The organism is Pedobacter sp., assembly GCF_965227205.1.
In the GTDB taxonomy this organism is placed as follows: domain Bacteria; phylum Bacteroidota; class Bacteroidia; order Sphingobacteriales; family Sphingobacteriaceae; genus Pedobacter.
On record NZ_OZ245727.1, the window covers coordinates 2,562,157 to 2,589,057 of the forward strand.

Consider the following 26,901-nt stretch of genomic DNA (forward strand, 5'->3'; position numbering starts at 1 on the left):
TGGTATGGCGTTATTTGACTTCGGTATATTTTTGTAAATCTGCTTTTATTAAAGGAAAATCTTTTGCTTCAAGTTTTTTATAAAATCGTTTGTTTGCTAAAAGATCGCCAGCTAAAAAACCTAGTGATAAGCCCAATGGCGCACCAACAGATATTAACACTACAGTTTTAAGAACATTAGGGTTATCTATAGCAAAAATTAAGAATATAGCTGCGCCTGCAATTGCAAATGGCGCTACAATTCCTCGCCTGTGAATGTATAGTTGATTAATATTTTCGGCATTTAACAAACTGGTATCACCATTTTTTCTGATTATAACTAAGCCGTTATCTTGAGCGGCATAGAAAAAACCACGGTGACGCTTACCTCGATTATCAACCACTTTAATTTTATATTTCCACTTTTTTTGGGCAGATACAGCGAAAGATGCTGAGAAAAAAACTAAGAATATTACAAAGAATTTCATAAAAGATGAGCTATACCTAAAGATAAAGAAATTTCAACTTCAAAATAAAATTATTACCTTAGCGGTATCAAAACCATGATTTTAAAAGCATTACATATCAATTTAGTAAACGATGCCATTGCTGCACGTCGCTATAAAATGCTGTCTAAATTAATCATGGCTCAATATTCTCTGTAATTTCTATTACTATTCTTTTTGATTAAAACGCATTGCCGTTTTAATTGTTTATTTCATAGATTTTTTTTTCTAACCAAAACATAATTAATATGCCTGTTTATCATAAATTGGGGCAAATTCCTGCAAAACGGCACACGGTTTTCCGCAAACCCGATGGGAATTTATATGCAGAAGAATTGGTATCGACAGAAGGTTTTTCGAGCCTTTACTCTTTGGTTTACCATTGCCACCCACCAACAATCGTTAAGCATTTAGGAGAGCCATACAGCGTTGAACCTAAAATTGCCAGAGAAAAACATTTAAAACATACCAGCTTGATCGGGTTTAAAATTAAACCAGAAGATGATTTTTTAGAAAGCCGTAAACCTGTTTTGGTTAACAGCGACTTACATATTGTTTTGGCAGCACCGAGAAAATCAATGACTGATTATTTTTATAAAAACAGTCAGGCTGATGAAATGATTTTTATCCACGAAGGCTCGGGAAAATTAAAAACCGGGTTTGGAGAAATTAAGTTTGCTTATGGCGATTATTTGATTATCCCACGTGGTACAATTTATCAGATGGAATTTGATACCGCAGAAAATCGTTTGTTCATTGTAGAGAGTTTTAGTCCGTTAAGGCCACCAAAAAGATATTTAAACCAATATGGACAGTTGATGGAACATGCGCCATATTGCGAAAGAGATTTGAGATTACCAGAAAATTTGCAAACTCACGATGAGTATGGCGACTTTAAAGTTTTAATAAAAAAACAAGGTTTAATTTACCCATATACCTACGGAACGCATCCTTTCGATTATGTAGGTTGGGATGGTTATCATTATCCGTACGCATTCTCTATACACGATTTTGAACCGATAACCGGACGTTTGCATCAACCGCCACCTGTTCATCAAACTTTTGAAGGGCATAATTTCGTGGTTTGCTCTTTTGTCCCTCGTAAATACGACTACCATCCAGATTCTATTCCTGCACCATACAACCATAGTAATGTAGATAGTGATGAAGTTCTTTATTACGTTGATGGTGATTTTATGAGTCGAAAAAGCGTAGTTAAGGGTCAGATTACTTTACATCCAGGAGGTATTCCTCATGGTCCGCATCCGGGAACTGTAGAAAAATCAATCGGAAAAGAAAAAACAGACGAATTAGCCGTGATGATTGACCCATTTAAACCTTTAATGTTAACGCAAGAAGCATTAGACATTGAAGATGAAAACTATTATAAAAGCTGGAAAGAGCAAGATTGACAGGATTAACAAGATTTTAGGATTTGCATGATTGTGAAGCATAGCATTTCAACTTTACAACATTCAAACAATTCAACTTTACAACAACAACAACACTACAAATAACGTAAAATGGAAACACTAACATTTGCAGAGAAAATATCAAAAGCACAAGATTTTCTGCCAATTAACGGAACTGATTATATAGAATTTTATGTTGGCAACGCTAAACAAGCTGCCCACTATTACAAAACAGCATTTGGCTTTCAATCTTTAGCTTATGCCGGACCAGAAACAGGTGTAAGAGATAGAGCATCGTATGTTTTGCAACAAGGAAAAATCAGATTAATATTAACTACAGCTTTGAAGTCTGACCATTTTATATCAGAGCATGTTAAAAAACATGGTGATGGTGTTAAGGTTTTGGCGCTTTGGGTTGATGATGCTTACAGCGCCTTCGAAGAAACCACAAAACGCGGTGCTAAACCTTATCTAGAACCTCAAACTTTAACAGATGAAAACGGTGAGGTTAAAATGAGTGGAATTTACACTTATGGTGAAACCGTTCATATGTTTATCGAAAGGAAAAATTACAAAGGCGTTTTTATGCCGGGTTATCGTGCTTGGGATAGTGATTATAAACCTGCTGATGCAGGATTATTATACATCGACCATTGTGTTGGAAATGTAGGTTGGAACCGAATGAATGAAGCCGTACAGTGGTATGAGGATGTAATGGGTTTTGTTAACATTTTATCTTTTGATGATAAACAAATTAACACCGAATACTCTGCCTTGATGAGTAAGGTGATGAGTAATGGTAATGGTTTTTCGAAATTCCCCATAAACGAACCAGCAGAAGGCAAAAAGAAATCGCAAATAGAAGAATATCTTGAATATTACGAAGGTGAGGGCGTACAACATATTGCAGTTGCTACAAAAGATATTGTAAGCACTGTAAAAGAATTAAAATCTCGTGGTGTTGAATTTTTAAGTGCTCCGCCTGAAGCTTATTATGATATGATGCCAGAACGAGTTGGTAAAATTGATGAAGAAATTAAAATTCTTGAAGATTTAGGCATTTTGGTTGATTGCGATGAAGAAGGTTATTTGCTTCAAATTTTTACAAAACCTGTAGAAGACAGACCAACTTTATTTTTTGAAATTATACAAAGAAAAGGTGCTCAAAGTTTCGGAGCAGGTAATTTTAAAGCACTATTCGAATCATTAGAAAGAGAGCAAGAATTAAGAGGGAATTTATAGGGAATTTGGATAAAGAGCAAAGATGAAAGAGTAAGGATAAAAGAACAAAGATAAAATAGCAAAGAATTAATAATTCACACATTTTACTTAGCCAACAACATCTTTACTCTTTGTTCCTTATTCTTTACTCCTTCTACCATTTCTTCACTAAAACTTCATAATTGAAATGCACCTTTGAAATAACAAAACATGAAGCGATTTCTATTTTGTTAAATTCTAAAAACTCATAATTAGTTTTTTAGTTTTCCGGTTACCCTTATCTGATACCTGATGTATTGCAAAATACATCAGGTTTTTTTTATTCTGCGCTCTCTTTAAGCATTTCCATTAAATCTTCTGCACCACCATCAAACTTAGTTCCGTTTACATAAAATGATGGCGTTCCGTTTACACCGCTTCTTACACCACTTTCAAAATCTGATTCTACCTTCTCAGTAACTTCACCTGAGCTATAATCTTTCTTAAATTGCTCAATATCCAATCCTATTTTTTCGGCAAGTTCATTAAAAAGTGCCTCTCCTATTTGGTTTTGATTTTCGTAAATCCCATCATGCATTTCCCAAAATTTGCCTTGTAAAGCCGCAGCTTCTGCTGCAACAGCTGCCGGAAAAGCATATTCGTGTGCTTCCTGAAGAGGAAAATTTCTAAATACAAATTTTATCTGCTCACCAAAGGTTTTTTGAATCTTTTTAATAATCGGATGAGCGTGGCCACAATGTGGACATTGATAATCTCCAAACTCAACGATTTCAATTGTTGCTGATTTTCCGCCATGAACATGATCTTGTTCTGAAACCGGAGGTTTAAGTGTGCTGCTCATATTATTTTTTGTTAAGTTCTTCTAAAGCATCCAAAATACCATCGGCTCCGGGATTAACAGCCGTTGGTGATAAATAACTCCAGGCAATTTTTCCCTCTTTATCAATTACAAACAAAGCTCTTTTGCTTTCACCAACTTCTTCATCGTAAACACCATAAGCTTTAGATACTTTTCCTTTTGGCTCAAAATCGGCCAATAATGGAAAATGTAATTTTCTATCTTGCTCGAAAGCTAAATGACACCAAACGCTATCAACAGAAATTCCGAAAATCTGTGCATCGTGCTTTGTAAAATACTTGAGCATTTCATTATACAATGCCATCTGGTCGCTGCAAACCGGACTCCAATCTGCAGGATAAAAAGCGAGAATTACATTTTTACCTTTAAAATCCTTTAACTTTATCTTTTGATCGGGCGTGGCATTTAATTCAAAATCGGGCGCTTTGGTTCCTTTTTCTAACATAATATATATTGTTTTGAAACTGTTATCAATAACTATACTTCAAAAACCCGCTTATTGTTTGTTAGTAAATTCAGGATATTGTAAATTCTAACCCAGCTTTTGTCGTTTTATTAAGTACGCTTGCAGAATGGGATAAAATCCTTCATTTATATCTGCATCAATTAAATCAATTTTATACTGCGCACATTTTAAAGCAATTTGCTGACGGTAACTTGCAACTGCATTCGTATAATTCTCTTTAACCTGATTGGCATGAACTTTAATCGTATCGCCGGTTTCCATATCAATAAATTGATACGGGCGATTTTCGAATTCAAAATTAACTTCCTTCGATTTATCAACTACGTTAAAAACAACAATTTCGTGTTTATTAAATTTTAAATGCTGTAGCGCATCAAAAAATTTATCAGTTTTTTCAGGGTTGTTTTGTGTGTTAAGCAAATCGCTAAAAATTACTACAAGCGAACGTTTATGTATCAATTCTGCAACCTGATGTAATGCTTCGCTTAAATTTGTTTGTGCATTTACTTTCGGTTTTTGCAGTAATTCATCAAGTATTGTAAATAAATATTTTTGATGAACCGTTGTAGATTTAGCCGGGGTATTTAAAAGAATTTCATCAGCAAAAAGGCTTAAGCCAAAAGCATCTCTTTGTTTTTTTAGTAAATACATTAATGATGCCGATGCTTGAATAGAAAAACTTAATTTGTTGCTTTTGGGCGTAGGAAAGTACATCGACGAGGAAACATCGATTACAAACTGGCAACGAAGATTAGTTTCCTCTTCAAACCTTTTGCTGTAAAGTTTATCGGTTTTGGCATATAATTTCCAGTCAATATTTTTTACGTTATCGCCAGTATTATACTGACGATGCTCTGCAAATTCTACAGAAAACCCATGAAACGGACTTTTATGCAAACCTGTAATAAATCCTTCAACAACCTGAGTTGCCAATAATTCTAGGTTACCGTAGCTCGATTCGTTTTCATAGTTAACTTCTTGCATAAAGTAAAGCTAACAAAAGATTTATTAATGATGAAGCCAGTTAAGTTTTAGCGTATAATTTATTTTTGGAAAGCAAAAACGGTAGCATTTATTTAGCATTTGCTCCCGTCATCGTTTCAAATCCGCTCCCGAAAAAGCCTGTACAAGATTGAAAGAATAATTATAAACATTAATTTCGTTGCTGAAATCGGGATGCGTGTTTTCCACTTTGTCGGGTTTAGGTGGCTACATCTGTGCAACTATCCGTGGTTTATAAACCCAATGGCAGTGGCAGCCTCCGATTTTTCATCGGAGCTATAACGAACAGTGGGACTAAAATTGCCAAGAAGTACTGTGCTTTCATTTCCAAAAAAACAAACTTAATTCGGAAAGCAGTTGTCACGTTGAGCTTCCCGAAGTATCGGGACAAGTCGTCGAAACGCCAGTTATAACGTGTCCTTCGACAAGCTCAGGATGACATCAAGTTTGTATACTATTGTCTTATATTTTCTATTTCTTCGCTATCTTATATAGTTTTCCGTTATCGGTAACGCTATACATGGCGCCATCTTTACCTTCAACCATATCTCTAAAACGTTCGCCTTTTCCTTCAAGCAGGCGTTCTTCGCCAACAATTTTATTGTCTTTAATTACCAACCTGATAATATGTGAGCCGCTTAAAGCTCCAACAAATAAGTTTCCCTTCCACTCTGGAATTGCACTGCCGTTGTAAAATGCGATACAACCCGGCGAAATACTTGGATTCCAATAATAAACTGGCTGTTCCATTCCTTCTTTTTCCTGAATGCCATCACCTACTTTTTTACCGCTGTATTCTGTACCATAAGTTATAATTGGCCAACCGTAATTTTTGCCCGGTTTAATTAAATTTACTTCATCGCCACCTCTTGGTCCAAATTCTGCTTCCCATAAATCACCAGTTAATGGATTAATAGCCAAACCATCAGGATTACGCAGACCATAAGCATATATTTCTGGTTTTGCATCGGCTTTGCCTGCAAAAGGACCATTTGGAACAGGTTTACCATCTTTAGTTAAATGTAAAATTTTACCTAATGAAGAATTTAGGTATTGTGCCTGAATTCTGATATCACCGCCTGAACGTTCTCCGGTGCTTACGAATAAGTTACCATTTTTATCGAAAACAATTCTAGAACCATACTGAAGTTTGCCACTATAAGCTGGTGTAGCACGATAAATTATAGTTTGATTTTCGATAGAGGTTTCATTTTGAGATAATTTGCCTTTTGCAATTGCTAAAAGTACACCTTTGGCTTGTGGTTCAGAATATGCCCAGTAAATCATTCTGTTTTTAGAGAAATCTGGATCTAAGGTTACATCTAATAATCCACCCTGACCAGAATCATCCACTTTTGGTAAACCTTCTATTGTTTTACTTAACTTACCATCAGCAGTTAAAATTACCATGTTCCCAGCTTTTTGGGTAATTAAAAAACCACCTTTTGGTAATTCTGAAATTGCCCAAGGGCGATCGAGTTTTTCGTTTATGATAGAGATATCGAGTGCTGTATTGGTTTTAACACCAGCAATTCTGGTTTGCCCGGTAAAGGCAGGTTTAAAATCTGCAGTTGACTTTTCGGTCTCTACAGGATTTTGTGCAAATGCAGTTGTTAAAGCTCCAAAATTTAATAGGCAGCCGGCAATTACAAATGTTGATGTTTTGCTATTGAATAGTTTCATTAGTTATGATTTTGTTGAGATAAAAGAACAAAAAATATCTGTAATAAAAAACCCGAACTCTGTAACGAATTCGGGTTATATATTTTTATAAAGCGTTGTGCTTTATTTAATTAAGCAAGTTGCTTGTTTAATTTTTCTGCTAATACCGATTTTGGAACCGCACCAACTTGTTTATCAACAACCTGACCATCTTTAAAGTATAATAAAGCCGGGATGTTACGGATACCAAATTGCATAGAAATTTGAGGGTTGTTATCTACGTTAACTTTACCAACGATAGCTTTGCCATCATATTCTTTAGCGATTTCTTCTACTACCGGACCAACCATGCGACAAGGGCCACACCATTCTGCCCAAAAATCTACAAGTACTGGTTTATCTGATTTTAATACAAGCTCCTCGAAGTTTGCATCTGTGATTTCTAATGCCATAATCTATTTTTTTATATTCAAATATATATATTCAATTCTAATGCCACCAATAGTGTAATGCCAATTTGACAATATTGTGGTTTGTTAGTGGGTTGGTTTTTTAGTTGATTAGTTTTTTAGACACCATTACAAACCAAAAAACCAGTCAACCAAACAGCCAAAAAACTAATTTAACTTGTAATTAACAACATTCAATCCTACCAATTGTTCTAAGAACTTATTATTTGGATTTATCTTTAAATTCTTGGAAGGTAAATCCAACATAAACTCTTTTTCTCTATCGTAGATAGCAAAATTTAGCTGACAGTTTTGCTGTTCTGAATTTGCCTTATTGTCTGCTAGAATCTCTTCAATCTGTCGCATTAATTCGTCATTTACCTTTTCGATAGGCACCTGAATGGTGATTGATTTAGCCAATTTATCACGCAATTCGGACATCAAATTAATTGAAGTAATCTTAAATTCCCAATCACCTGCTTTTCCAAAACGTTCGCCTACCCTACCTCTAATTTGAAGGAAATAACCTTCGGTTAGAAAAGATTTGAATTTCAAGAAATCTTCTCCAAAAAGTGCCATTTCACTTGCATCGTCATAATCTTCGAAAACAAATGTACCAAATGGCTTACCAGTTTTAGTTATTCGCTGAGATGCGGTAACAACCAAACCACCAACACAGAGTTCACGGTTTTTTAATTTTTCAAATTCAGCTAAAACATCTTCATTTGTATCGCCCATGCGTACTTTATTGATAATGCTTAACTGGCGCACACCATGCGTACAAAACTTATCTAGCTCTAACTTGTAATTATCTAAAGGATGGCCTGAAAGGAAGATACCAATTGCATCCTTCTCATATTTTAACCTGTCCATTAAAGCCCATTCTGGTGAAACCGGCAATGATGGTTCTAATATCAAATCGGCTTTAGAGCCTCCAAATAAAGATGCCTGCGAAGTGCTTTCATTATTCTGAAAATCGTTAGCATACTTTATTATTTTCTCGATGCCATTCATTTTATCGTTCGGACCGATGTAAAAATATTGCGCCCTGTGGTGTCCGAAAGCATCAAAAGCACCGCTGTACACAAAACTTTCGTAAGCTTTTTTATTTACAGTTCGGGTATTTGAACGTTTTGCAAAATCATAAATACTGTTATAAGGTCCTTTTTCAAGTCGCTCTTCGATGATACTTTCAACTGCCTTTTCTCCAACACCTTTTACCGCCGACATACCAAAACGAACCTCTCCATTTGTGTTTACAGAGAATTTCAAATCAGATTCATTAACATCTGGACCAAGAACTACTACTCCCATTTGGCGACATTCTTCCATAAAGAAAGCAACTTGTTTAATATCGCTCATGTTATTGGAAAGTACAGCTGCCATATATTCTGCCGGATAATGAGCCTTTAAAAACGCGGTTTGATAAGCAATCCACGCATAACAAGTTGAGTGAGATTTGTTAAATGCGTACGATGCAAACGCCTCCCAATCCTTCCATATTTTTTCAAGTGTTTCCGCAGCGTGACCTTTTTCTGCAGCTTGCTTTACAAATTTAGGCTTCATTTTATCCAAAACATCCTTCTGTTTCTTACCCATCGCCTTACGCAAAACGTCGGCCTCACCTTTGGTAAAACCAGCTAACTTTTGCGATAAAAGCATTACCTGCTCCTGATAAACTGTAATTCCGTAGGTTTCTTTTAGATATTCCTCACAAGCATCTAAATCGTATTTTATTTCTTCCTCACCATTTTTACGCTTAACAAAGCTCGGAATATACTCCATTGGTCCGGGGCGATATAGTGCGTTCATGGCAATTAAATCATCAAAAACTGTAGGTTTCAATTCCTTCATGTACTTCTGCATACCCGGACTCTCGTACTGGAAAATACCGATGGTTTCTCCGCGTTGGAAAAGCTCGTAAGTTGCCACATCATCAATTGGAAAATTATCCGGATCTAAATCAATATTGTGTCTTTTCTTAACGAGCTTAACAGTGTCTTTTATCAGTGTAAGGGTTTTTAAGCCCAAAAAGTCCATTTTTAACAGACCCGCACTTTCTACAACCGAGTTATCGAACTGGGTTACATATAAATCAGAATCCTTTGCCGTAGCAACCGGAACGAAATTGGTAATATCACTCGGTGTAATAATTACGCCGCAGGCATGAATACCTGTATTTCTTAAAGAGCCCTCTAAAACCTGCGCTTGCTGAATGGTTTCGGCACTTAAATCTTTAAGTCCGCCCATGTTTTTTAACTCAACAACACGTTCATATTCATCAGGACGTAATGCTTCTTTTAAGGCTTTTTCATCAAGATTGAAGATTTTAGCCAGCTTCATGTTTGGAATCAGCTTTGCAATTTTATCGGCTTCAAATAATGGTAAATCTAAAACCCTTGCGGTATCACGAATGGACGATTTCGCCGCCATGGTACCGTAAGTAATAATTTGCGCAACCTGACTAGAGCCGTATTTATTAATTACGTATTCCATAACACGTCCACGACCTTCATCATCAAAATCGATATCAATATCGGGCATGGATACACGATCTGGGTTTAAGAAACGCTCAAAAAGGAGATCGTATTTAATTGGATCGATGTTGGTAATCCATAAACAGTAAGCTACTACAGAACCCGCAGCAGAACCACGACCAGGACCAACAGAAACATCTCTCCTTCTGGCTTCGGCAATAAAATCCTGAACAATCAAAAAGTAACCAGGATAACCAGTTTTCTCAATTGTAGCCAACTCAAAATCTAAACGTTCTGTAACTTCTGGAGTTAATTCGCCATAGCGCTTTTTAGCACCTTCGTAAGTTAAATGGCGTAAAAATTTATTCTCGCCTCGTTTTCCACCATCAGTTTCATCTTCTTCAACTAAAAACTCCTCCGGAATATCGAATTTTGGAAGTAAAACTTCTCGGGCAAGTTTGTAGGTTTCAACCTTATCTACAACCTCCTGTATGTTTAAAATCGCCTCAGGTAAATCGGCAAAAAGCGATTTCATTTCATCAGCAGATTTAAAATAATATTCTTGATTTGGCAAACCATAACGGTAACCGCGACCACGACCAATTGGTGTAGCCTGTTTCTCACCATCTTTTACGCAAAGTAAAATATCATGCGCATTTGCATCCTTTTTATTGATGTAATACGTATTGTTTGTTGCAATTAATTTAACGGCGTGTTTTTTCGCTAATGAAACCAAAGATTCGTTTACACGATTTTCATCTTCCTGATTGTGGCGCATGACTTCCACATAAAAATCATCACCAAATTTTTCTTTCCACCAGATTAAAGCTTCTTCGGCCTGGGTTTCGCCCATGTTCAAAATCTTGTTCGAGATTTCTCCCGATAGATTTCCTGAAAGCACGATAATATCTTCCTTGTATTGCTCAATTACATTTCTATCAATACGAGGAACGTAGTAAAAACCTTTTGTATAAGCGATGGAAGACATTTTGGCCAGGTTGTGGTAGCCGTTTTTATTCTTCGCCAGCAAAACCATTTGGTAACCATTATCTTTTGCCGTTCTGTCCAAATGATTATCACAAACAAAAAATTCTACCCCAACAATTGGTGTCATAACCATTTCAGTTGGTCGTTCGCCAGCTTCTATAGCCGCAGCATTTTTAGCTTCAGCAGCTTTATTATGGTTTAAAACGTTGTTCACAAAGTGAAAAGCACCCATCATATTTGCATGATCGGTCATTGCAACGGCAGGCATTTTTTGTGCAGCGGCAGCTTTTACTAAATCAGGAATGCTGATTGTACTTTGTAAAACAGAAAATTGTGTATGGTTGTGTAAGTGAACAAAAGTTGCCGCAGCAAGTTCTTGTTTATTTCCTTCGAGTTCTTGTTTAGAAATTCCACCGCCTTCAGCTTTTTGAGTGCGTTTGCGAATTTCATCAGAAGCAGCTTTTAAATTGATGTGTTTTAAACCAACACCTTCAATCGTTGCCGGATTTATTTCTCTAAAACGAGGAAAATATTCTGCATCAACTAAAAGTTCTTCTTTTTTAAAAACTTCGCGTTTTACCAACTCCAAAAAGCAACGGGTTGTAGCTTCTACGTCGGCAGTTGCATTGTGCGCTTCGTTAAACGGAACACCAAATAAATAAGAGTGCAATTCTGTTAAGGTTGGCAATTTAAATTTACCACCTCTACCGCCCGGTAATTGCAAAAGTTGCGCTGTAACTTCTGTACAAGTATCTAAAACCGGCATTTCGGTCATACGGTTTGCGACACCAAAACGATGAAACTCACAGCCCATAATGTTAACGTCAAAGCCAACATTCTGACCGACAATAAATTTAGCTTTATTTAAAACCTCATTAAATTTAGCAAGCATTTCATCGAAAGAAATACCTTGTTCTATTGCTAAATCGGTAGAAATACCATGAATTCTTTCTGCATCGTAAGGAATATTAAATCCCTCTGGTTTTACCAGATAATCCTGATGTTCAACCAATCTCCCCATCTCATCGTGCAGTTGCCATGCAATTTGAATACAACGTGGCCAGTTATCGGTATCGGTAATTGGTGCATTGTAATTACGAGGCAAACCTGTGGTTTCAGTATCAAAAATTAAGTACATATGCTGCTTTAAAGAATTAGCCGTTCAGAATAATAACGGTTCTTCAAAAATAAGGAATTTGAATGTTGATGTTGTCAGGATTTTATCAACAAAAAATAGGGATTGAATGAATGAATTTGCTAAGACTAATCAACGCTCAAAACCCTAAAATCAACTTACGAAATAAGATTGCCACGGCCGATGAAAAATCGGCCTCGCAATGACGAAATCGTTTATAAACTCACTTAAAAATGCTCCTGACTTACCAACTCACTAACATCATAACCTTTTTCACGGCATCTTTCAATAATATCAACCAATAAATCAGCTTCCATTTTTGGTTCTCGGGCCATTATAAAAAGATATTTTTCATCCGGATGTCCAACTACAACATAGCTATAATCATCTGCAAGTTCGATAATCCAATAACCAATTTTGAAAGGCCATAAAAACTGTGCTTTCATGTCACCATCTGCTTTTTCATCATAGAAAAATAGTTTAGAAGTAATCGATTTTTCTTCAGGATTCCCTCCCTTATGGTAACTTGTTAAAACATCAAAGTGGTCGTCTTCTTTTAAAGTATAAGTTTCTATTGTTTGCTTCCAGTTCTTATCCATTAAAGTTGGGATAGAATATAAAGAATACCATTTTCCGGCAAAGGCATTCAAATCGATATTTGTAATTGGCTTGTTTTCCATCTCCTGTTTAACTTTTAACTTTTAACTTTTAACTTTTAACTTTTAACTTTTAAAGTAAACCATCATTAAATTATAAAGTTTTGAAAAGCTTTTTTTAACCTTATATTTATTTATACCTTCGATTGATAATTTACACAGCAAAACCATAAAATATAGATATATGAAAGTAACGGTTGTAGGAGCAGGCGCTGTAGGCGCAACTTGTGCAGATAACATTGCACGTAAAGAACTGGCTAACGAGCTTGTATTATTAGATATTAAAGAAGGTTTCGCCGAGGGTAAAGCTATCGATATGATGCAAACGGCTACCCTTTTAGGCTTCGATACAAAAATTTCTGGCGTAACAAACGATTACAGCAAAACTGCAGGTTCTGATGTAGTTGTAATCACTTCTGGCTTGCCACGCAAACCCGGAATGACCCGCGAAGAGCTTATTGGAATTAACGCAGGTATTGTAAAAGGTGTTGCCGAAAATATATTAAAATTCTCTCCAGAGGCGATTATAATCGTAATCAGTAACCCAATGGATACAATGACTTATTTAGCATTGAAATCTTTAGGCTTACCAAAAACCCGTATTATTGGTATGGGCGGTACTTTAGATAGTTCTCGTTTCAAATTCTATCTATCTCAGGCTTTAGATTGCAATCCGAACGATTTACAAGGTTTTGTAATCGGTGGTCATGGCGATACAACAATGATTCCTTTAACACGTTTGGCTACTTACCAAAGTTTACCGGTTAGCAATTTATTAGATAAAGCTACGCTTGATAAAGTTGCGGCTGATACAATGGTTGGTGGCGCAACATTAACTGGTTTAATCGGTACTTCTGCATGGTATGCGCCAGGTGCTGCCGGAGCTGCATTAGTAGAAGCAATTTTACGCGATGAGAAAAAACTTTTCACCTGCTGCGTTTCGTTGGAAGGAGAATACGGACAAAGCGATATTTGCTTAGGCGTACCAGTTATTATTGGTCGCAATGGCTGGGAAAAAATTATCGATTTTAAATTAACGGATGATGAACAAGCTGCATTTAACAAAAGTGCCGATGCAGTTAGAAATATGAATAGTGTACTTGCTGAAATGAAATTGGTTTAATGTTAAGAAATTGAAGCAACGTAGAGCAAAGTGTAACGTCTACTCTATAACAGCCTCAATTATTAAACGATATGAAAACAATTTCAATTCCACTAAAACTTATAAACTTACAAGACGACGGCTTCCACCTTTTGGTGGAAGTTGTTGTTTTTAAAGAAAAACATTTTGCTGTTTTAGATACCGGCGCATCGAGAACTGTTTTCGATAAATCTCTAATAGAAAAACATCTTTCAGAAACCATTAAAGTTTCTGATGAAATAAATGCCGCAACACTTTTTACTACTACAACTACAATACAGGCTACAATTGCTGAGTTAAAAATCGGTCGATTAAAAATTCCTGCGTATGAAACCGTGGCGTTTGATTTGCAATCCGTTAGTGATACTTACGAACAATTTGGGCATCCACCCATTGAATGCATAATTGGCGGCGATATTTTAATGAAGCACCAAGCTATAATCGATTACGAAAACTTGGTTCTTATCCTTAAAAAATAATCTTAACTGATAAATATCATATTTTAAGAGCGAGTTTAGCCTCATATTTGCATCAGGATGAAAAGACATTTAGCAACATTCTGTGTTATATTTTGGGCGGGCTTAATCGGTGGCATTAGTTTTTTAGAAGCACCTTTAAAATTTCAAGCTCCCGGTATTACAATTCCACTTGGTTTAGGAATTGGTCAGCTGATTTTCCAGGCCTTAAATAAAATTGAAATTATTCTGTGTGCAATAATTTTAATTGCATCATTTAATTTAAAACTCAAAAATTCCCGAGGTTTTATTTTAGCAATAGTTGTTATCATATTGGCTGTAGATACATTTTGGCTTCTGCCAATATTGGATAAACGAGCCGTAATGGTTTTAGCAGGAAATCCTCCCGAAGAAAGCTATCATCATATTTTCTACATCGTTTTAGAATCTATAAAATTTCTTTCACTTGTTTCATTAGGCTATTTAAACTTAAAAGATTTACACCATGAAAACAGATATTAAAACCCGAAATGACATTATGCTTTTGGTTGATGCTTTTTATAAAAAAGTTGAGCAAAACGATAAAATCGGACCAATTTTTACTGATATTGCAAAAGTAGATTGGTCGCACCATTTACCTAAAATGTACGATTTTTGGGAAAGTATTCTTTTTGGGAAAGCTATTTACAAAGGAAATCCAATGCTCACACATTTTAGTCTTCAGCAAAAAGTTAATTTATTTCAGGGAGAATTTGATATTTGGAAAACGCTTTTCTACAACACAGTTGATGAATTATTTGAAGGCGAAAATGCCGAAACCATCAAACAAAAAGCGCAATCGATTGCCGATTTAATGCATTTCAAACTAAACTCACCAAAACCAAAAATTAATATCGTTTAAAAAATTTGTGTCATTTGATTGTTTCTTTATAAATTTAGTAAACAAACAAATCAAATATGAAATTTTTAAAAATCTTATTAGGGATTATTGTCGTACTGGCAATAATCTTAGTGGTTGGAGGTTTTTTCCTTCCTAAAACTTACTCGGTAAGTAGAAGTGCAAGTATTAATGCACCAGACAGTGTGATCTACAAAAACATTGCAGATTTTAACGAGTTCTACAAGTGGAATCCATGGGCTAAAATGGAACCAACAGCAAAAACTACTTATTCTGGCACTCCACAACAACCCGGACATGTTTATGCTTGGGTAGGTAAAGAAACCGGCAGCGGACAAATGAAAATCACAAAGGTTGAGCCCAATAAATTGATTGATATCGAATTAAAATTTATAGAACCTTTTGAAAGCTTAGCGGATACAAAGTTTGAGATTACTCCGGAAGGCACCTCAAACAAAGTTACATGGACCATGAGTGGAGATAATAACTTTATTGGTAAATGGATGTGTTTAGTTATGGGTGGTATGGATAAAATGATTGGAAAAGACTTTGAAAGTGGTTTGGCATCGCTAAAAGAAAAATCAGAAAAGGGAAATTAAACAATATAAACAGAGAGCCTTTCATTAAACCGAAAGGCTTTTTTTTTATTTTTTTTTATTGATAAACAATAATGTCTATTTTACGATAAAAATTTGTTCCCAAAATCAATAGAGATTTTGTAAATCCCTACACTTTAAATTAATTGCTGAAAAGATGAATTTGTTAATTGTTGAAGATGAGCCAAACGTGGTTTCAGTAATTTCTAGAGGTTTAACTGAAGAAGGTTTTGAAGTTAGTATTGCTCCAGATGGCTTAATCGGCAAGCAAATGGCACTAAGCAACGATTTTAGCTTAATTATTCTCGATATCATGTTACCCGGAATTAACGGATTGGAGTTATGTAAAATCATTAAAGAGCAAAAACCGAACACACCAGTAATTATGCTTACAGCTTTAGGTACAACTGAAAATGTTGTAACAGGCTTAGATAATGGTGCTGATGATTACCTGATAAAGCCATTTAAATTTGCAGAACTCTTTGCCCGTATCAGAACTTTGTTAAGAAGATACAGTGGGGCAGCAGTAAGCGACCAAATTATACAGATTGCAGATTTGAAAATAAATGTAAGTGCAAAAACTGTTCAAAGAAACAACACAGATATTACGCTTACCGCCACTGAATATAGGTTGTTAGAATTTATGGCTAAAAATAAATCGAAAATATTATCTCGAATTGATATTTTAGAAAGTGTTTGGGATATCGATTTTAACCTGGGCACAAACGTAGTTGATGTATATGTAAATTATCTTCGGAAAAAAATTGATAAAAATTACGAACCTAAATTAATTCGTACCGCTGTTGGCTTAGGTTATGTTTTAAAGGAACAATAATGTCTATCGCCAAAAAAATCACTTTACTTTTTGCAATATTATCTGCAGTAATTATTTCGCTGCTAAGTGGTTTTGTTTGGTACTTCTCTAACGAATTTGCTTTTGAAGATTTTTACAAGCGTTTAGAAGCAAGGGTTAATATTGCAGCCCAAATAAAATTATATAAAGACGATAACAACAGTGTTTACGCTAAAATGCGTAACCAATATTTAGAAAGACTACCATCAGAAAAAGAATATATAATTGAAGCCGGAAAAACTGAACAGAAATTAGACAGAGAATTACCTGAAAGTTTTTACAAAAGAATTAATACCGGCTTAACCGCCAGATATAGAACTGAAAATCATTTTTATGCAGGAAAATTTTTCAAAAACAGCACTGGCGGATACATTGTAATTGTATCAGCAAATGATCCTGTAGGTTTTAGAGAACTGAAAGATTTACAAAAAATCTTGATTATCGGATTTTTCCTATCCGTACTCCTATCTTTTATTGTAGGTTGGAAATTTTCCAATTATATGCTTCAGCCATTGCGGAACATTATAAAAAGTGTTAAGCACATGAAAGCTGAGAATTTACATATGCGCCTTGATGTTAAAAAAGGCAAAGATGAAATGACTCAACTTGCCGAAACTTTTAACAACATGCTTAACCGCTTAGAAACGGCATTTGAAACTCAAAATAACTTTATCAGTAATGCTTCGCATGAATTGCGCACACCTTTAACCATTATTAGTGGTGAGCTTGAGCTGGCGATAAATACCAAGCAAGATGCTGAAAAGCAGCACAAGGCCTTAACCAAAATTAAAGATGAGGCAGACAGACTAGAACATATACTTACCAGTTTGCTTGGTTTAGCACAATCTGGTTTTAACGGTAAAAACCAACCTTGGGAACAGGTTAGAATTGATGAAGTAGTTTGGGAAGTTATTGAAGCAGTGAATTTGGTTCACCCAGAAAATAAAATTGAGGTAGATTTAAGCAAACTACCTGAAGATGAAAACCAGCTTGTTATAAGAGCAATAAAAAATCTAGTTAAGCTCGCCATTTCGAACATTGTGAGCAATGCTTGCAAATATTCAAATAATAATGTAGTAACCGTTCTTATAGAAACTAACCAAAATATTGTTTCTGTTGCCGTTACAGATAGAGGTATTGGCATTCCTCAATCAGATATACAACACATTTTTGAGCCATTTTATCGTGCATCAAATACTAATGAATTTAAAGGATATGGTGTTGGCTTACCTTTATCATTAAATATCGTTCGCTTACATCGCGGCAGCATCGGTATAAAATCTCAGGTAGGTGTTGGAACTGAAATAAAGGTTATGATTCCGATAAATGTTTAGCTAACTGATAGTTGAACATTTCCCACTTTCCCCCTATCCTTATAATTAATTCCTAAAAGATTTAAGATTACCAAAATTCTAATCTGGTTTTAATCTCACTCTTATTTGGCTGTAATGCCATTGGCTTAAAATTGTAATATAATAATTATCAATTAAAAAGAAAAGCCATGAAAACAGTATTAGTACCAACAGACTTCAATTTAGAAAGCACTAAAATTATCGATGCGCTTATTCAAAATCAGCCGAATGAGAAACTAAATATAATTTTCCTGCATGCATTTAAGCTATCAGATTCAATTACAGATATGTTAATGCTAAGTCGCCGCAGCCGCGATTACGAAAATGTAAGCGATGAATTCTATCAAACAATAAATCAATACCGCGAAAAGTTTCCAAATCAGGTTGCTACAACCGGCGTAGAATATTTTTACGGCAGTACAGTTGCAGCATTTAAAAATTTCATCGAAGCATTTGATGTTGATTTTATTGCTTATCCGAAAGACTACAATTTTTGTCCGATAAATAAATATAGCATTAACCCTAAGTTTTTAACAGAACGTTCGGGTTGTAATTTATTAGAGTTAGACATTAACAATATTCAGGTTCCAGAGAACTTAATCGAATCGAAAATACCTGAAAAAGAATTAATAGAGGCAACTGCCTAATCATTCACGAATTTAAACCAGTATATCATGCTGTTACGTAATAATATTCCGCTCACCTATATATTTGGAAAGGTAAAAAAAGAATTACTTTTCGTTATAACTTACTCTGTGGGTATAGTTGTACTTTACCAAAATTTCCATATTACACGTATCTCAATTCCTGTAGCAGTACCCGCCCTTTTAGGTACTGTAATTTCACTTTTACTTGCTTTTAGATCTAACCAGGCTTACGATAGATGGTGGGAAGCAAGAATACTTTGGGGCGCTATTGTTAACGATTCAAGGTCGATTTCTCGTCAGATATTATCTTTCGTAGAAAATCCTTATGGTCAGGAAGATATCGAAAAATTCAAAGAGCGCTTTATCAAAAGACAAATTGCCTGGTGTTATGCACTGAGCCAGTCTTTAAGAGGATTTAATCCACGTAAAGGACTTGAGCAGTATTTATCTCCGGAAGAAATGGATTTTATTAAGAAACGTAAAAACGTTACCGTTACGCTGCTAGAATTGCATGGTATGGATTTAAAAAAAGCCTTACAAGAAGGTTGGATCAATAAATATCAGCAAATAGAGATTGATAAAAGTATAACGGCTTTGTGTAATCACATGGGCGGTTCTGAAAGGATTAAAAACACGGTTTTCCCGGTAACTTATAGCAAGTACATTAGCATGTCTATCCATTTATTTATTGTATTACTTCCTTTCGGTTTAATAGAATACTTTGGATACATGGAAGTTCCGTTAGTTGTTGCTATTGCTGCCTTCTTCCTTTTAGTAGAGAAAATGGCTGTGCACTTGCAAGATCCATTCGAGAATAAACCAACCGATACACCTACAACAACAATTTGCAGAACAATTGAAAGAGATTTATTGCAAATGTTGGATGATAATAAAATTTACGAGGATAAACCTCAAACCGAACTTGCCCCTGTAGGCTCGTACTATATCTTATAATAAGAAGATAGTTTTTAGTTACATCTCATAATTTGGGATGGTTAGTTAAGCCGATAACTTTGGTTCTGGATAGAAGAAAGTTTAAGCAAAGTTTGATAATTGACTTTATAATTATCGATTCTAAACACAAAACCCTCTTCAAGTTTTAACTCGAAGAGGGTTTTTATTTTTTAAAGTCCCCTTCAGGGGATTTAGGGGTTAAGCATCAATTTTAGCATATTTTGCATTACGCTCAATAAACTCTCTACGTGGAGCAACTTCATCACCCATTAACATAGAGAAAGTATGGTCGCATTCCGCAGCACTTTCAATTGTAGCCTGCAATAAGGTACGTGTAGCAGGGTTCAATGTTGTATCCCATAATTGCTCTGCGTTCATTTCACCTAAACCTTTATAACGTTGAATATGTACGCTATCTTCTTTACCAGCACCTTTTAAACGTTGTACAGCAGCGTCGCGTTGTACATCATTCCAGCAATATTCAAATTCTTTACCTTTTTTAACCTGATAAAGCGGTGGTGAAGCAATGTAAACGTAACCAGCTTCGATTAAAGCTCTCATGTAACGATAAAAGAACGTTAAAATCAAGGTTGTAATGTGCGAACCGTCGATATCAGCATCCGTCATGATCACGATTTTGTGATAACGAAGTTTCGTCATGTTCAAAGCCTTATCATCTTCCGGTGTACCAATGCTTACACCAATTGCTGTAAACATATTTTTTATCTCATCGTTCTCGTAAATTTTGTGCTCCATCGCTTTTTCAACATTCAAAATCTTACCCTTTAAAGGTAAAATAGCCTGAATATTTCTATCACGACCTTGTTTAGCAGTTCCACCCGCTGAATCTCCCTCAACTAAGTAAATCTCACATTTTTCTGGGTCACTATCAGAGCAATCGGCAAGTTTACCTGGCAAACCAGAACCACCCATTACACTTTTACGCTGAACCATTTCGCGAGCCTTACGAGCCGCAGCACGGGCAGTCGCAGCCAAAATAACTTTGTTGACAATCATTTTAGCCTCTTTCGGATTTTCTTCCAAATAAGCGCCTAATGCTTCACCAACAGCTACATCAACCGCACCCATAACCTCACTATTACCTAGCTTAGTTTTAGTTTGACCTTCAAATTGTGGTTCTTGTACTTTAACAGAAACAACCGCGGTTAGACCTTCTCTAAAGTCATCACCAGTAATTTCCATTTTAAGGTTTTTCAGCAAACCCGATTTATCTGCATAACTTTTTAAAGTACGCGTTAAACCTCTACGGAAACCAGCAATGTGTGTTCCTCCTTCGTGGGTATTAATGTTGTTTACGTACGAGTGAACATTTTCCGAATAACTATCGTTGTATTGGAAAGCCAACTCAACAGGAACACCATTTTTAATACCATCAATATAAATTGGTTCTGGTAAAAACGATGCTCTGGTACCATCTAAAAAGGCAACAAATTCTTTTAAACCACCATCCGAATGGAAAACTTCTGAGAAGAATGTTCCATCTTCTAAAGTCTCACGCTCATCAGTTAACGTTAAAGTAATCCCTTTATTTAAGAAAGCGAGTTCGCGTAAACGACCAGCTAAAGTATCGTATTTATATTCTGTAGTTTGCGTAAAAATTGTAGCATCAGGACTAAAAGTTACAATTGTACCTCTTTTATCAGTTGTTCCAACTTCTTTAACATCGTACTGCGGAACACCAATTTTGTACTCCTGCATCCAGATTTTACCTTCACGGTGTACTTCTGCCTTTAAATCGGTAGATAATGCGTTAACGCAACTTACACCCACACCGTGTAAACCTCCAGAAACCTTATAAGTATCTTTATCAAATTTACCACCTGCGTGTAAAACCGTCATTACAATTTCTAATGCCGATTTATTTTCTTTTGTATTGATACCGGTTGGAATACCACGACCGTTATCTTCTACCCTGATTGAATTTCCTTCTAAAATTCTCACGTCGATTGTATCCGCATGACCGGCCAAAGCCTCATCAATAGAGTTATCTACAACCTCGTAAACCAAGTGGTGCAAACCTTTTACACCCGTATCACCTATATACATCGAAGGGCGCTTACGCACCGCTTCTAAACCTTCTAAAACCTGTATATTATCTGCCGAATAATTTGACTTTAAATCTTGTTCTTCGCTCATATTTTATTTAAAACTATAATCCTCAAAAATACGGAAATTTCAGCACTTTAACTAATATGTGGATAAGTTTTAAAACGTTAAAAAAACGCCTTCTGCAAGGTTTAAATAAAGATTTTGAAAAGCAAAACCTGTAAATCAGATTAATGTTCGTCCCGCTTTTTATTACAAGCCCCGAGAAAATCGGGGGCTTTCCATTTCAATCGGGTTTAATCTTCAAAAACTGTGGTTCTTTTGCCGGTTCTGCACCTCGCAACCGCCAATTTTTGCACAAATTTGCCAGCTAAACCCGATATCAGCGGAAATACTTTTTGTTTGCCTTAACAAAAAAGATTGCCACGTCGTTCCTCCTCGCAATGACGACAAAAAAAGCAGGTCAGAAGTTCAACAAAAAGATTGTAGTGGTTAGCGGGATGAGGCTTTAAAATGAAAAACTGTTACTGCTTTTCAAATAATTTGAACTACTTAACGTTTTATTTGCGAGTGCGTAACTCTTAAATTGCATATAAAAACTAATTTATATAAGTTTGCTAAAATTTATTAAACAATAATGGAAAGAAGAACCTTTAAAACCTTTGGTTTATTTGCTACAGCAGCATTAATTACTGCTTTTTCTGCATGTCAAAACAAAGACGCTAAAACAACTGAAACTAAAAAAACAGATAGCACTACTGCTGCAGTATCTCCGAGTGAGAAAATTGTATATGTTAACTCTGATTCTTTATTAACAAAATACGATTATTTTAAAGACCTTAAAGTAAAATTTGAAGGTAAAAGCAAAAATGCACAAGCAGATATGCAAGCTAAAGGTCAGGCTTTCCAAAGAGAAGTTACGCAATACCAACAATCGGCTCAAACTTTATCTGCCGACCAACGTAAAGCTACTGAGGAGCGTTTAGCACGTAAACAACAAGAATTACAAACTTACCAACAAAATGCTGGTGGTGCTTTGCAAAATGAGCAAGCTGTAGAAAACGAAAAACTTTATGATAAAGTTGCTGCTTACTTAAAAATTTACGCTAAAGAAAAAGGCTATAAAATGGTTTTAACTTACTCTAAAGGTAACAGCGCTATTTTATTTGCAGATGAAACTTTAGACGTAACTTCTGAAGTTATTAAAGGCTTAAATGCAGATTATTCTAAAAAATAATTATAAAGTTATTTACAATATTAAATGCCCCGAATTAATCGGGGCATTTTTTTTGCTTAAAAATTAACGATGGAGAATTTAGAAAAACATGCTGAGTTTATGCGCTTAGCAATTACACTTTCTGCTAAAAATGTTACCGAAAATATTGGCGGTCCGTTTGGTGCGGTTGTAGTTAAAGATGGTGAAATTGTTGCCGGCTCAGGCAATAAAGTAACTTCTACAAACGACCCAACTGCACATGCAGAAGTTTCGGCAATTAGGTTGGCTTGTACAAAGCTAAATACATTTGACTTAAGCGGTTGTGTAATTTATACCAGTTGCGAGCCTTGCCCAATGTGTTTAGGTGCAATTTACTGGGCAAAAATTGATACAATTTATTATGCAAACACCAAGGTTGATGCAGAAAATATTGGCTTTAGCGATAAATTTATTTACGAAGAGCTGGAAAAAGAAATGGGTAATAGAAGTTTGCCTGTTGTACAATTAATGCGTGATGAAGCATTAGAAGCTTTTAAGCTTTGGGAAAAATCGCCAATGCGAATTGAGTATTAATAAAAAGAGGCTTTTGCAACCTGTCATCCTGAGCTTGTCGAAGGACTTAAACCATAGAATTTAAGGCGTTTCGACAAGCTCAACGTGACAAGCGTTTAAAATATTATAATTTAACCTATTTGTTTACTTACTTGCTTCTTTATTGGTAAGTAAACCAATCATCGAATCTATTTCTTTTACCACACCATCGTCAGAACCTGAAAAGCCTACTGCTTTAAAGCGTATATTTCCATCGCCATCGATAATAAATTTGGTTGGAATACCTTCTACTTTATAAGCGCTTACGATATCAAATTTTGATGGATCTTTAACATTTTTGGTATCGTATAAAATATTAAAGTTTAATTTCTTTTCGGCAACAAAATCGGTTACAACTTTTTCTCTGTTTTCTTCTGTTTGCCATGTATTTACATATAGAAATACTACGTTAGGATTGCTGGCATATTTCGCCATAGCTTTTTGCATACCAGGAAAAGATGCAACACATGGACCACACCATGTTGCCCAATAATCGAGTATAACAATTTTACCTTTTAAATCGGTAAGACTAACTTTTTCGCCTTTTAAATTTGCCAATGAAAATGTTGGTGCAGGTATGTTAATCATTTTTTTAGTCCATTCGGCTTTGGCTTTTGCATTTGCTTCTTTTTCCAACCCAGCCATAAATGTTTCGTATGTCCCCTCTTTTTTAAGTGTTGCGTATAAAGCTTTGAAATCGTTCTTTAACGAATCTGAACCTTTTCCTTCTTTAATTAACTTTTCGGCTTCGGTAAATGCTTTTTCGTTCTGGCCATTTTTAATTAAGTAGGTTACGTAACGTGTGCTCACATCAGGAGGAATTACTTTATAAAACGAAATTGCCTTTTCTTGCGTAGCTAAAGCCTCTTTAAATTTCTTGTCGTGATAAAGCAATAGTGCATAAGTATCTGCATACATGCCCCAGCTTTGGTCTAACGCCTTAATATAATCTTCTTTAGTTTGATAAAAAGCAGGCTTCTCATCACCTTTTGCTGATTCTATCAACTCTAGAGATTGTTTAGAAATTTTTGTAGCAAATGCTACATTTTCATTTTTCTCTGCCAATGGCCAGGCGTATTGATTGTATATACCTGCACGAGTTGTTTTTGCATAAACTTTGTTTGCATATAATTCAAATTTTGCATCGTTTTTGGCACTACCAAATGCTTCTGCCACTAATGCATAAATAGAATTTAATTTAGCTTCATCAGCTTTTTTGCTTTTATCTAATTTAAACTTGGTAACCATTTCATTTGCTTTCTGCTCCAGAGCTACAGCATTTTTTTCTGAATACAAAGCGTTCATACCTTGTCCATAAGCATAATTGCCATTAGGAAATTTCTTCAAAACAACAGCCTTAACAGAATCTGCTTGCGCTTTTTTCTTCACGATGTTGTATATGTTCAAATTCATTACCAACTCTTCTTCTGTTGGTTCTTTAATTTTTGAAAGCTTTTTGATGTTTTCTTCAACCAATTGCTCACCGGTTTCTTTATTTGCTTTATAAGCATTAGATAGATAATTTACGAGATGTTTTTTTTCTAACGTAGGCTTAATTGCGAAAGCTTGTTTATAAGATGCTGCGCTTTTTTCATAATCTAACGTTAGGCCCAAATAAAATTTACCTGCTAAACCATACAAAAAAGCTTCATTGATGTAAGCTTCTGCCGGTATTTTTCCATCTTTAGTAAACTTTAAAATATAACCACTCGGCGATTCATCTTTTTGGCCATCAACAGAAAAAGCTAAAGCAGCCAATGTTACACTATCGGCGGTTACAATTTCCCCTTTATAGATATCACCTTCTTTCACCAAATCTACCTTTGCACTTTTAGGGTTCGAAGTTGAAAAGAAACTAAATGCAGTACATTTAATATCTGTTAAATTTTGCAGGTTCGTACCTTTTGGGTCATAGGTAAATTTAACTGTCGTACCTGCTACCGGATTTTCAGTTGAAAATTTTACCGATTGAGCTCCCGCTAATTTCGCTACAAAACACAGAAGGAGAAGTAATTTTAATGGTTTCATATTTAAAAGGTTAGGTTTGAAATAGATTAACTAAATATATAGTTTATAAATCTAGATTGCAAATTAATTTTCGAAAAATTTTAAGGTATAATTATTGTAAACATTTTGAACATGACCTACGAACAAAAAATTACTAGTGAACTGGAATTTTGGAAGTTTAAAACTTTACAGAAACCATCGCTATTTAATAAAGTAACAGATAAAGTTCAGAAGAAAATCAACAGCTATATTCCTGATAAAGTTCACAATGCTATAACAACTGCGATTAAACAAATGGTTAAAGCGGTGCTTTTCGGTTCAACCTTTACAACCTCAAAACCATTAACTGATCTGACTTTGTTCCATAGAGAAGCCTTAATAAAGCAAAAAATTGATAATTATAAAAAAACGGGAGCAGCCGAAGGCGGAATTACCGGAGCAGGTGGATTTTTAATGAGCCTTGCAGATTTCCCATTATTACTGAGTATTAAAATGAAAATGCTTTTCGATATTGCAGCAACTTATGGTTACGACGTTAAAGATTACCGCGAACGGTTATTTATCCTTCATATTTTTCAGCTGGCGTTCTCAAGTAAAGAAGAAAGTAAAAATGTATTTATGAAAATGCAGGATTGGGATAATTCAGCTCATAAATTACCTACAAATATAGATGAGCTTGATTGGTTAACGTTTCAGCAGCAATATCGCGATTATATAGATTTAGCTAAACTTGCGCAAATGTTACCTTTTGTAGGCGCTGCTGTTGGTGCAGTTGCAAATTATAAGCTAATAGATAGATTAGGAAAAACTGCGATGATGAGTTATAGAATGAGGTATTTTAATATTCAAACTGCAATTTTAGAACAAGGTTCTATCCCACACTCCAGAATTACTAACCAAACTAATTAATCTTCATCATCAAAAAGTCCGCTTATCAAATCATCTGTTTCACGTCTGTCTTTTTTAGTTGGTCTGCCCGTTCCTCTGTCTCTTTTTAAATTAGGTGCATGAAACGCAGATTTAAAGGCGTGTGTTTCCTCTACAGGAGTTAAATCTTTATATTTTGTTAATGCTGTTGGAGAATCCGTACGATTGTAAGAGAACTCAACTACTTCAATAACTTTTTTCTCAATTCCTTTAGATACCTGATAAACATCACCTATTTTAACTATCGCTGATGGCTTGATGTTCTGACCATTAAGTTTTACTCGTCCTGCTTTACAGGCATCAGTTGCCAAACTTCTGGTTTTGAAAAGCCTGATTGCCCACAAATATTTATCGATTCTAAGTTTTTCTGCTTCTGCCATAAAGTAC

General features: G+C 35.3%; 25 protein-coding genes. 14 read left to right on the forward strand and 11 right to left on the reverse strand.

Going from position 1 to position 26,901, the window contains the following annotated elements; all coding sequences use genetic code 11:
- Positions 1–10 precede the first annotated feature (10 nt).
- The gene (locus ACO05K_RS10805; RefSeq protein ID WP_421944456.1) at positions 11–466 is read right to left on the reverse strand and encodes a hypothetical protein; all 456 of its coding nucleotides are present in this window, start codon (positions 464–466) and stop codon (positions 11–13) included.
- Between the two features lie 266 nt (positions 467–732).
- Here ACO05K_RS10805 and ACO05K_RS10810 point away from each other — a divergent pair, with 266 nt between their 5' ends.
- The gene (locus ACO05K_RS10810; protein WP_421944457.1) at positions 733–1,896 is read left to right on the forward strand and encodes a homogentisate 1,2-dioxygenase; all 1,164 of its coding nucleotides are present in this window, start codon (positions 733–735) and stop codon (positions 1,894–1,896) included.
- Positions 1,897–2,007: 111 nt separating this feature from the next.
- Entirely contained in the window at positions 2,008–3,138 is a 1,131-nt protein-coding gene (gene hppD / locus ACO05K_RS10815) for a 4-hydroxyphenylpyruvate dioxygenase (RefSeq protein WP_421944458.1), read from the forward strand.
- 298 nt (positions 3,139–3,436) lie between these two features.
- Here hppD and ACO05K_RS10820 read toward each other — a convergent pair whose 3' ends face one another.
- The 7 genes from ACO05K_RS10820 to ACO05K_RS10850 form a co-directional block, all read right to left on the reverse strand.
- A complete protein-coding gene (locus ACO05K_RS10820) occupies positions 3,437–3,958 on the reverse strand; it encodes a DsbA family protein (protein WP_421944459.1) in 522 nt (173 codons plus the stop codon).
- A 1-nt stretch (position 3,959) separates the two neighbouring features.
- Entirely contained in the window at positions 3,960–4,421 is a 462-nt protein-coding gene (locus tag ACO05K_RS10825; protein WP_421944460.1) for a redoxin domain-containing protein, read from the reverse strand.
- 87 nt (positions 4,422–4,508) lie between these two features.
- Positions 4,509–5,426 (reverse strand): DUF58 domain-containing protein, encoded by a 918-nt coding sequence (locus tag ACO05K_RS10830; RefSeq protein WP_421944461.1) that lies wholly within the window; start codon positions 5,424–5,426, stop codon positions 4,509–4,511.
- Between the two features lie 489 nt (positions 5,427–5,915).
- The gene (locus tag ACO05K_RS10835; protein WP_421944462.1) at positions 5,916–7,127 is read right to left on the reverse strand and encodes a PQQ-dependent sugar dehydrogenase; all 1,212 of its coding nucleotides are present in this window, start codon (positions 7,125–7,127) and stop codon (positions 5,916–5,918) included.
- A 110-nt stretch (positions 7,128–7,237) separates the two neighbouring features.
- The gene (gene trxA, locus ACO05K_RS10840; protein WP_109923776.1) at positions 7,238–7,558 is read right to left on the reverse strand and encodes a thioredoxin; all 321 of its coding nucleotides are present in this window, start codon (positions 7,556–7,558) and stop codon (positions 7,238–7,240) included.
- A 165-nt stretch (positions 7,559–7,723) separates the two neighbouring features.
- On the reverse strand, positions 7,724–12,157 hold the full coding sequence (dnaE, locus tag ACO05K_RS10845; protein WP_421944463.1) for a DNA polymerase III subunit alpha: 4,434 nt from the start codon (positions 12,155–12,157) through the stop codon (positions 7,724–7,726).
- Between the two features lie 224 nt (positions 12,158–12,381).
- Positions 12,382–12,834, reverse strand: coding sequence for a lipocalin family protein (locus ACO05K_RS10850; protein ID WP_421944464.1), 453 nt, complete (start codon positions 12,832–12,834; stop codon positions 12,382–12,384).
- 160 nt (positions 12,835–12,994) lie between these two features.
- Here ACO05K_RS10850 and mdh point away from each other — a divergent pair, with 160 nt between their 5' ends.
- The 9 genes from mdh (at position 12,995) to ACO05K_RS10895 (ending at position 19,706) form a co-directional block, all read left to right on the forward strand.
- A complete protein-coding gene (gene mdh, locus ACO05K_RS10855; RefSeq protein ID WP_421944465.1) occupies positions 12,995–13,933 on the forward strand; it encodes a malate dehydrogenase in 939 nt (312 codons plus the stop codon).
- A 71-nt stretch (positions 13,934–14,004) separates the two neighbouring features.
- Entirely contained in the window at positions 14,005–14,430 is a 426-nt protein-coding gene (locus tag ACO05K_RS10860; RefSeq protein WP_421944466.1) for an aspartyl protease family protein, read from the forward strand.
- Positions 14,431–14,487: 57 nt separating this feature from the next.
- Positions 14,488–14,928, forward strand: a complete 441-nt coding sequence (locus tag ACO05K_RS10865; protein ID WP_421944467.1) for a hypothetical protein — start codon at positions 14,488–14,490, stop codon at positions 14,926–14,928.
- Positions 14,912–15,307, forward strand: coding sequence for a group III truncated hemoglobin (locus tag ACO05K_RS10870; protein ID WP_421944468.1), 396 nt, complete (start codon positions 14,912–14,914; stop codon positions 15,305–15,307). The genes ACO05K_RS10865 and ACO05K_RS10870 overlap by 17 nt, the downstream gene beginning before the upstream one ends.
- A 56-nt stretch (positions 15,308–15,363) precedes the next feature.
- On the forward strand, positions 15,364–15,903 hold the full coding sequence (locus ACO05K_RS10875) for an SRPBCC family protein (RefSeq protein WP_421944469.1): 540 nt from the start codon (positions 15,364–15,366) through the stop codon (positions 15,901–15,903).
- A gap of 154 nt (positions 15,904–16,057) precedes the next feature.
- Entirely contained in the window at positions 16,058–16,735 is a 678-nt protein-coding gene (locus ACO05K_RS10880; protein ID WP_421944470.1) for a response regulator transcription factor, read from the forward strand.
- On the forward strand, positions 16,735–18,087 hold the full coding sequence (locus ACO05K_RS10885; RefSeq protein ID WP_421944471.1) for an ATP-binding protein: 1,353 nt from the start codon (positions 16,735–16,737) through the stop codon (positions 18,085–18,087). The genes ACO05K_RS10880 and ACO05K_RS10885 overlap by 1 nt, the downstream gene beginning before the upstream one ends.
- A gap of 167 nt (positions 18,088–18,254) precedes the next feature.
- Positions 18,255–18,752, forward strand: coding sequence for a hypothetical protein (locus tag ACO05K_RS10890; protein ID WP_421944472.1), 498 nt, complete (start codon positions 18,255–18,257; stop codon positions 18,750–18,752).
- A 27-nt stretch (positions 18,753–18,779) separates the two neighbouring features.
- Positions 18,780–19,706, forward strand: coding sequence for a bestrophin family protein (locus tag ACO05K_RS10895; RefSeq protein WP_421944473.1), 927 nt, complete (start codon positions 18,780–18,782; stop codon positions 19,704–19,706).
- A gap of 198 nt (positions 19,707–19,904) precedes the next feature.
- On the opposite strand, the gene gyrB is transcribed toward ACO05K_RS10895, so the two are convergent.
- Positions 19,905–21,863 carry a DNA topoisomerase (ATP-hydrolyzing) subunit B gene (gyrB, locus tag ACO05K_RS10900; protein ID WP_421944474.1) on the reverse strand — a complete coding sequence of 653 codons (1,959 nt, stop codon included), beginning with the start codon at positions 21,861–21,863 and terminating at the stop codon, positions 19,905–19,907.
- A gap of 547 nt (positions 21,864–22,410) precedes the next feature.
- Between gyrB and ACO05K_RS10905 the strand changes: the two genes are divergently transcribed.
- Both ACO05K_RS10905 and ACO05K_RS10910 read left to right on the forward strand, forming a co-directional pair.
- Entirely contained in the window at positions 22,411–23,010 is a 600-nt protein-coding gene (locus ACO05K_RS10905) for an OmpH family outer membrane protein (RefSeq protein ID WP_421944475.1), read from the forward strand.
- A 69-nt stretch (positions 23,011–23,079) separates the two neighbouring features.
- Positions 23,080–23,562 (forward strand): nucleoside deaminase, encoded by a 483-nt coding sequence (locus ACO05K_RS10910; RefSeq protein ID WP_421944476.1) that lies wholly within the window; start codon positions 23,080–23,082, stop codon positions 23,560–23,562.
- A gap of 123 nt (positions 23,563–23,685) precedes the next feature.
- Here the strand turns inward: ACO05K_RS10910 and ACO05K_RS10915 are convergent, their stop codons facing one another.
- On the reverse strand, positions 23,686–25,608 hold the full coding sequence (locus ACO05K_RS10915) for a redoxin domain-containing protein (RefSeq protein ID WP_421944477.1): 1,923 nt from the start codon (positions 25,606–25,608) through the stop codon (positions 23,686–23,688).
- A gap of 111 nt (positions 25,609–25,719) precedes the next feature.
- Between ACO05K_RS10915 and ACO05K_RS10920 the strand changes: the two genes are divergently transcribed.
- Complete coding sequence (locus tag ACO05K_RS10920) at positions 25,720–26,496, forward strand: EcsC family protein (RefSeq protein WP_421944478.1); 777 nt, start codon at positions 25,720–25,722, stop codon at positions 26,494–26,496.
- Here ACO05K_RS10920 and ACO05K_RS10925 read toward each other — a convergent pair.
- A complete protein-coding gene (locus tag ACO05K_RS10925; RefSeq protein WP_421944479.1) occupies positions 26,493–26,894 on the reverse strand; it encodes an RNA-binding S4 domain-containing protein in 402 nt (133 codons plus the stop codon). The genes ACO05K_RS10920 and ACO05K_RS10925 overlap by 4 nt on opposite strands.
- Positions 26,895–26,901: the final 7 nt, after the last annotated feature.

Excerpts from the sequence above, each read along its gene's own strand:
- ACO05K_RS10925 (WP_421944479.1), bottom strand. The coding sequence starts at position 26,894 with ATGGCAGAAGCAGAAAAACTTAGAATCGATAAATATTTGTGGGCAATC.
- ACO05K_RS10820 (WP_421944459.1), bottom strand. The coding sequence starts at position 3,958 with ATGAGCAGCACACTTAAACCTCCGGTTTCAGAACAAGATCATGTTCAT.
- ACO05K_RS10910 (WP_421944476.1), top strand. The coding sequence starts at position 23,080 with ATGGAGAATTTAGAAAAACATGCTGAGTTTATGCGCTTAGCAATTACA.
- ACO05K_RS10880 (WP_421944470.1), top strand. The coding sequence starts at position 16,058 with ATGAATTTGTTAATTGTTGAAGATGAGCCAAACGTGGTTTCAGTAATT.
- ACO05K_RS10850 (WP_421944464.1), bottom strand. The coding sequence starts at position 12,834 with ATGGAAAACAAGCCAATTACAAATATCGATTTGAATGCCTTTGCCGGA.
- ACO05K_RS10805 (WP_421944456.1), bottom strand. The coding sequence starts at position 466 with ATGAAATTCTTTGTAATATTCTTAGTTTTTTTCTCAGCATCTTTCGCT.
- ACO05K_RS10865 (WP_421944467.1), top strand. The coding sequence starts at position 14,488 with ATGAAAAGACATTTAGCAACATTCTGTGTTATATTTTGGGCGGGCTTA.
- ACO05K_RS10810 (WP_421944457.1), top strand. The coding sequence starts at position 733 with ATGCCTGTTTATCATAAATTGGGGCAAATTCCTGCAAAACGGCACACG.
- mdh (WP_421944465.1), top strand. The coding sequence starts at position 12,995 with ATGAAAGTAACGGTTGTAGGAGCAGGCGCTGTAGGCGCAACTTGTGCA.
- dnaE (WP_421944463.1), bottom strand. The coding sequence starts at position 12,157 with ATGTACTTAATTTTTGATACTGAAACCACAGGTTTGCCTCGTAATTAC.
- ACO05K_RS10825 (WP_421944460.1), bottom strand. The coding sequence starts at position 4,421 with ATGTTAGAAAAAGGAACCAAAGCGCCCGATTTTGAATTAAATGCCACG.
- ACO05K_RS10875 (WP_421944469.1), top strand. The coding sequence starts at position 15,364 with ATGAAATTTTTAAAAATCTTATTAGGGATTATTGTCGTACTGGCAATA.
- ACO05K_RS10870 (WP_421944468.1), top strand. The coding sequence starts at position 14,912 with ATGAAAACAGATATTAAAACCCGAAATGACATTATGCTTTTGGTTGAT.
- ACO05K_RS10920 (WP_421944478.1), top strand. The coding sequence starts at position 25,720 with ATGACCTACGAACAAAAAATTACTAGTGAACTGGAATTTTGGAAGTTT.
- ACO05K_RS10915 (WP_421944477.1), bottom strand. The coding sequence starts at position 25,608 with ATGAAACCATTAAAATTACTTCTCCTTCTGTGTTTTGTAGCGAAATTA.
- ACO05K_RS10860 (WP_421944466.1), top strand. The coding sequence starts at position 14,005 with ATGAAAACAATTTCAATTCCACTAAAACTTATAAACTTACAAGACGAC.
- ACO05K_RS10835 (WP_421944462.1), bottom strand. The coding sequence starts at position 7,127 with ATGAAACTATTCAATAGCAAAACATCAACATTTGTAATTGCCGGCTGC.
- ACO05K_RS10905 (WP_421944475.1), top strand. The coding sequence starts at position 22,411 with ATGGAAAGAAGAACCTTTAAAACCTTTGGTTTATTTGCTACAGCAGCA.
- ACO05K_RS10885 (WP_421944471.1), top strand. The coding sequence starts at position 16,735 with ATGTCTATCGCCAAAAAAATCACTTTACTTTTTGCAATATTATCTGCA.
- trxA (WP_109923776.1), bottom strand. The coding sequence starts at position 7,558 with ATGGCATTAGAAATCACAGATGCAAACTTCGAGGAGCTTGTATTAAAA.
- ACO05K_RS10830 (WP_421944461.1), bottom strand. The coding sequence starts at position 5,426 with ATGCAAGAAGTTAACTATGAAAACGAATCGAGCTACGGTAACCTAGAA.
- hppD (WP_421944458.1), top strand. The coding sequence starts at position 2,008 with ATGGAAACACTAACATTTGCAGAGAAAATATCAAAAGCACAAGATTTT.
- ACO05K_RS10895 (WP_421944473.1), top strand. The coding sequence starts at position 18,780 with ATGCTGTTACGTAATAATATTCCGCTCACCTATATATTTGGAAAGGTA.
- ACO05K_RS10890 (WP_421944472.1), top strand. The coding sequence starts at position 18,255 with ATGAAAACAGTATTAGTACCAACAGACTTCAATTTAGAAAGCACTAAA.
- gyrB (WP_421944474.1), bottom strand. The coding sequence starts at position 21,863 with ATGAGCGAAGAACAAGATTTAAAGTCAAATTATTCGGCAGATAATATA.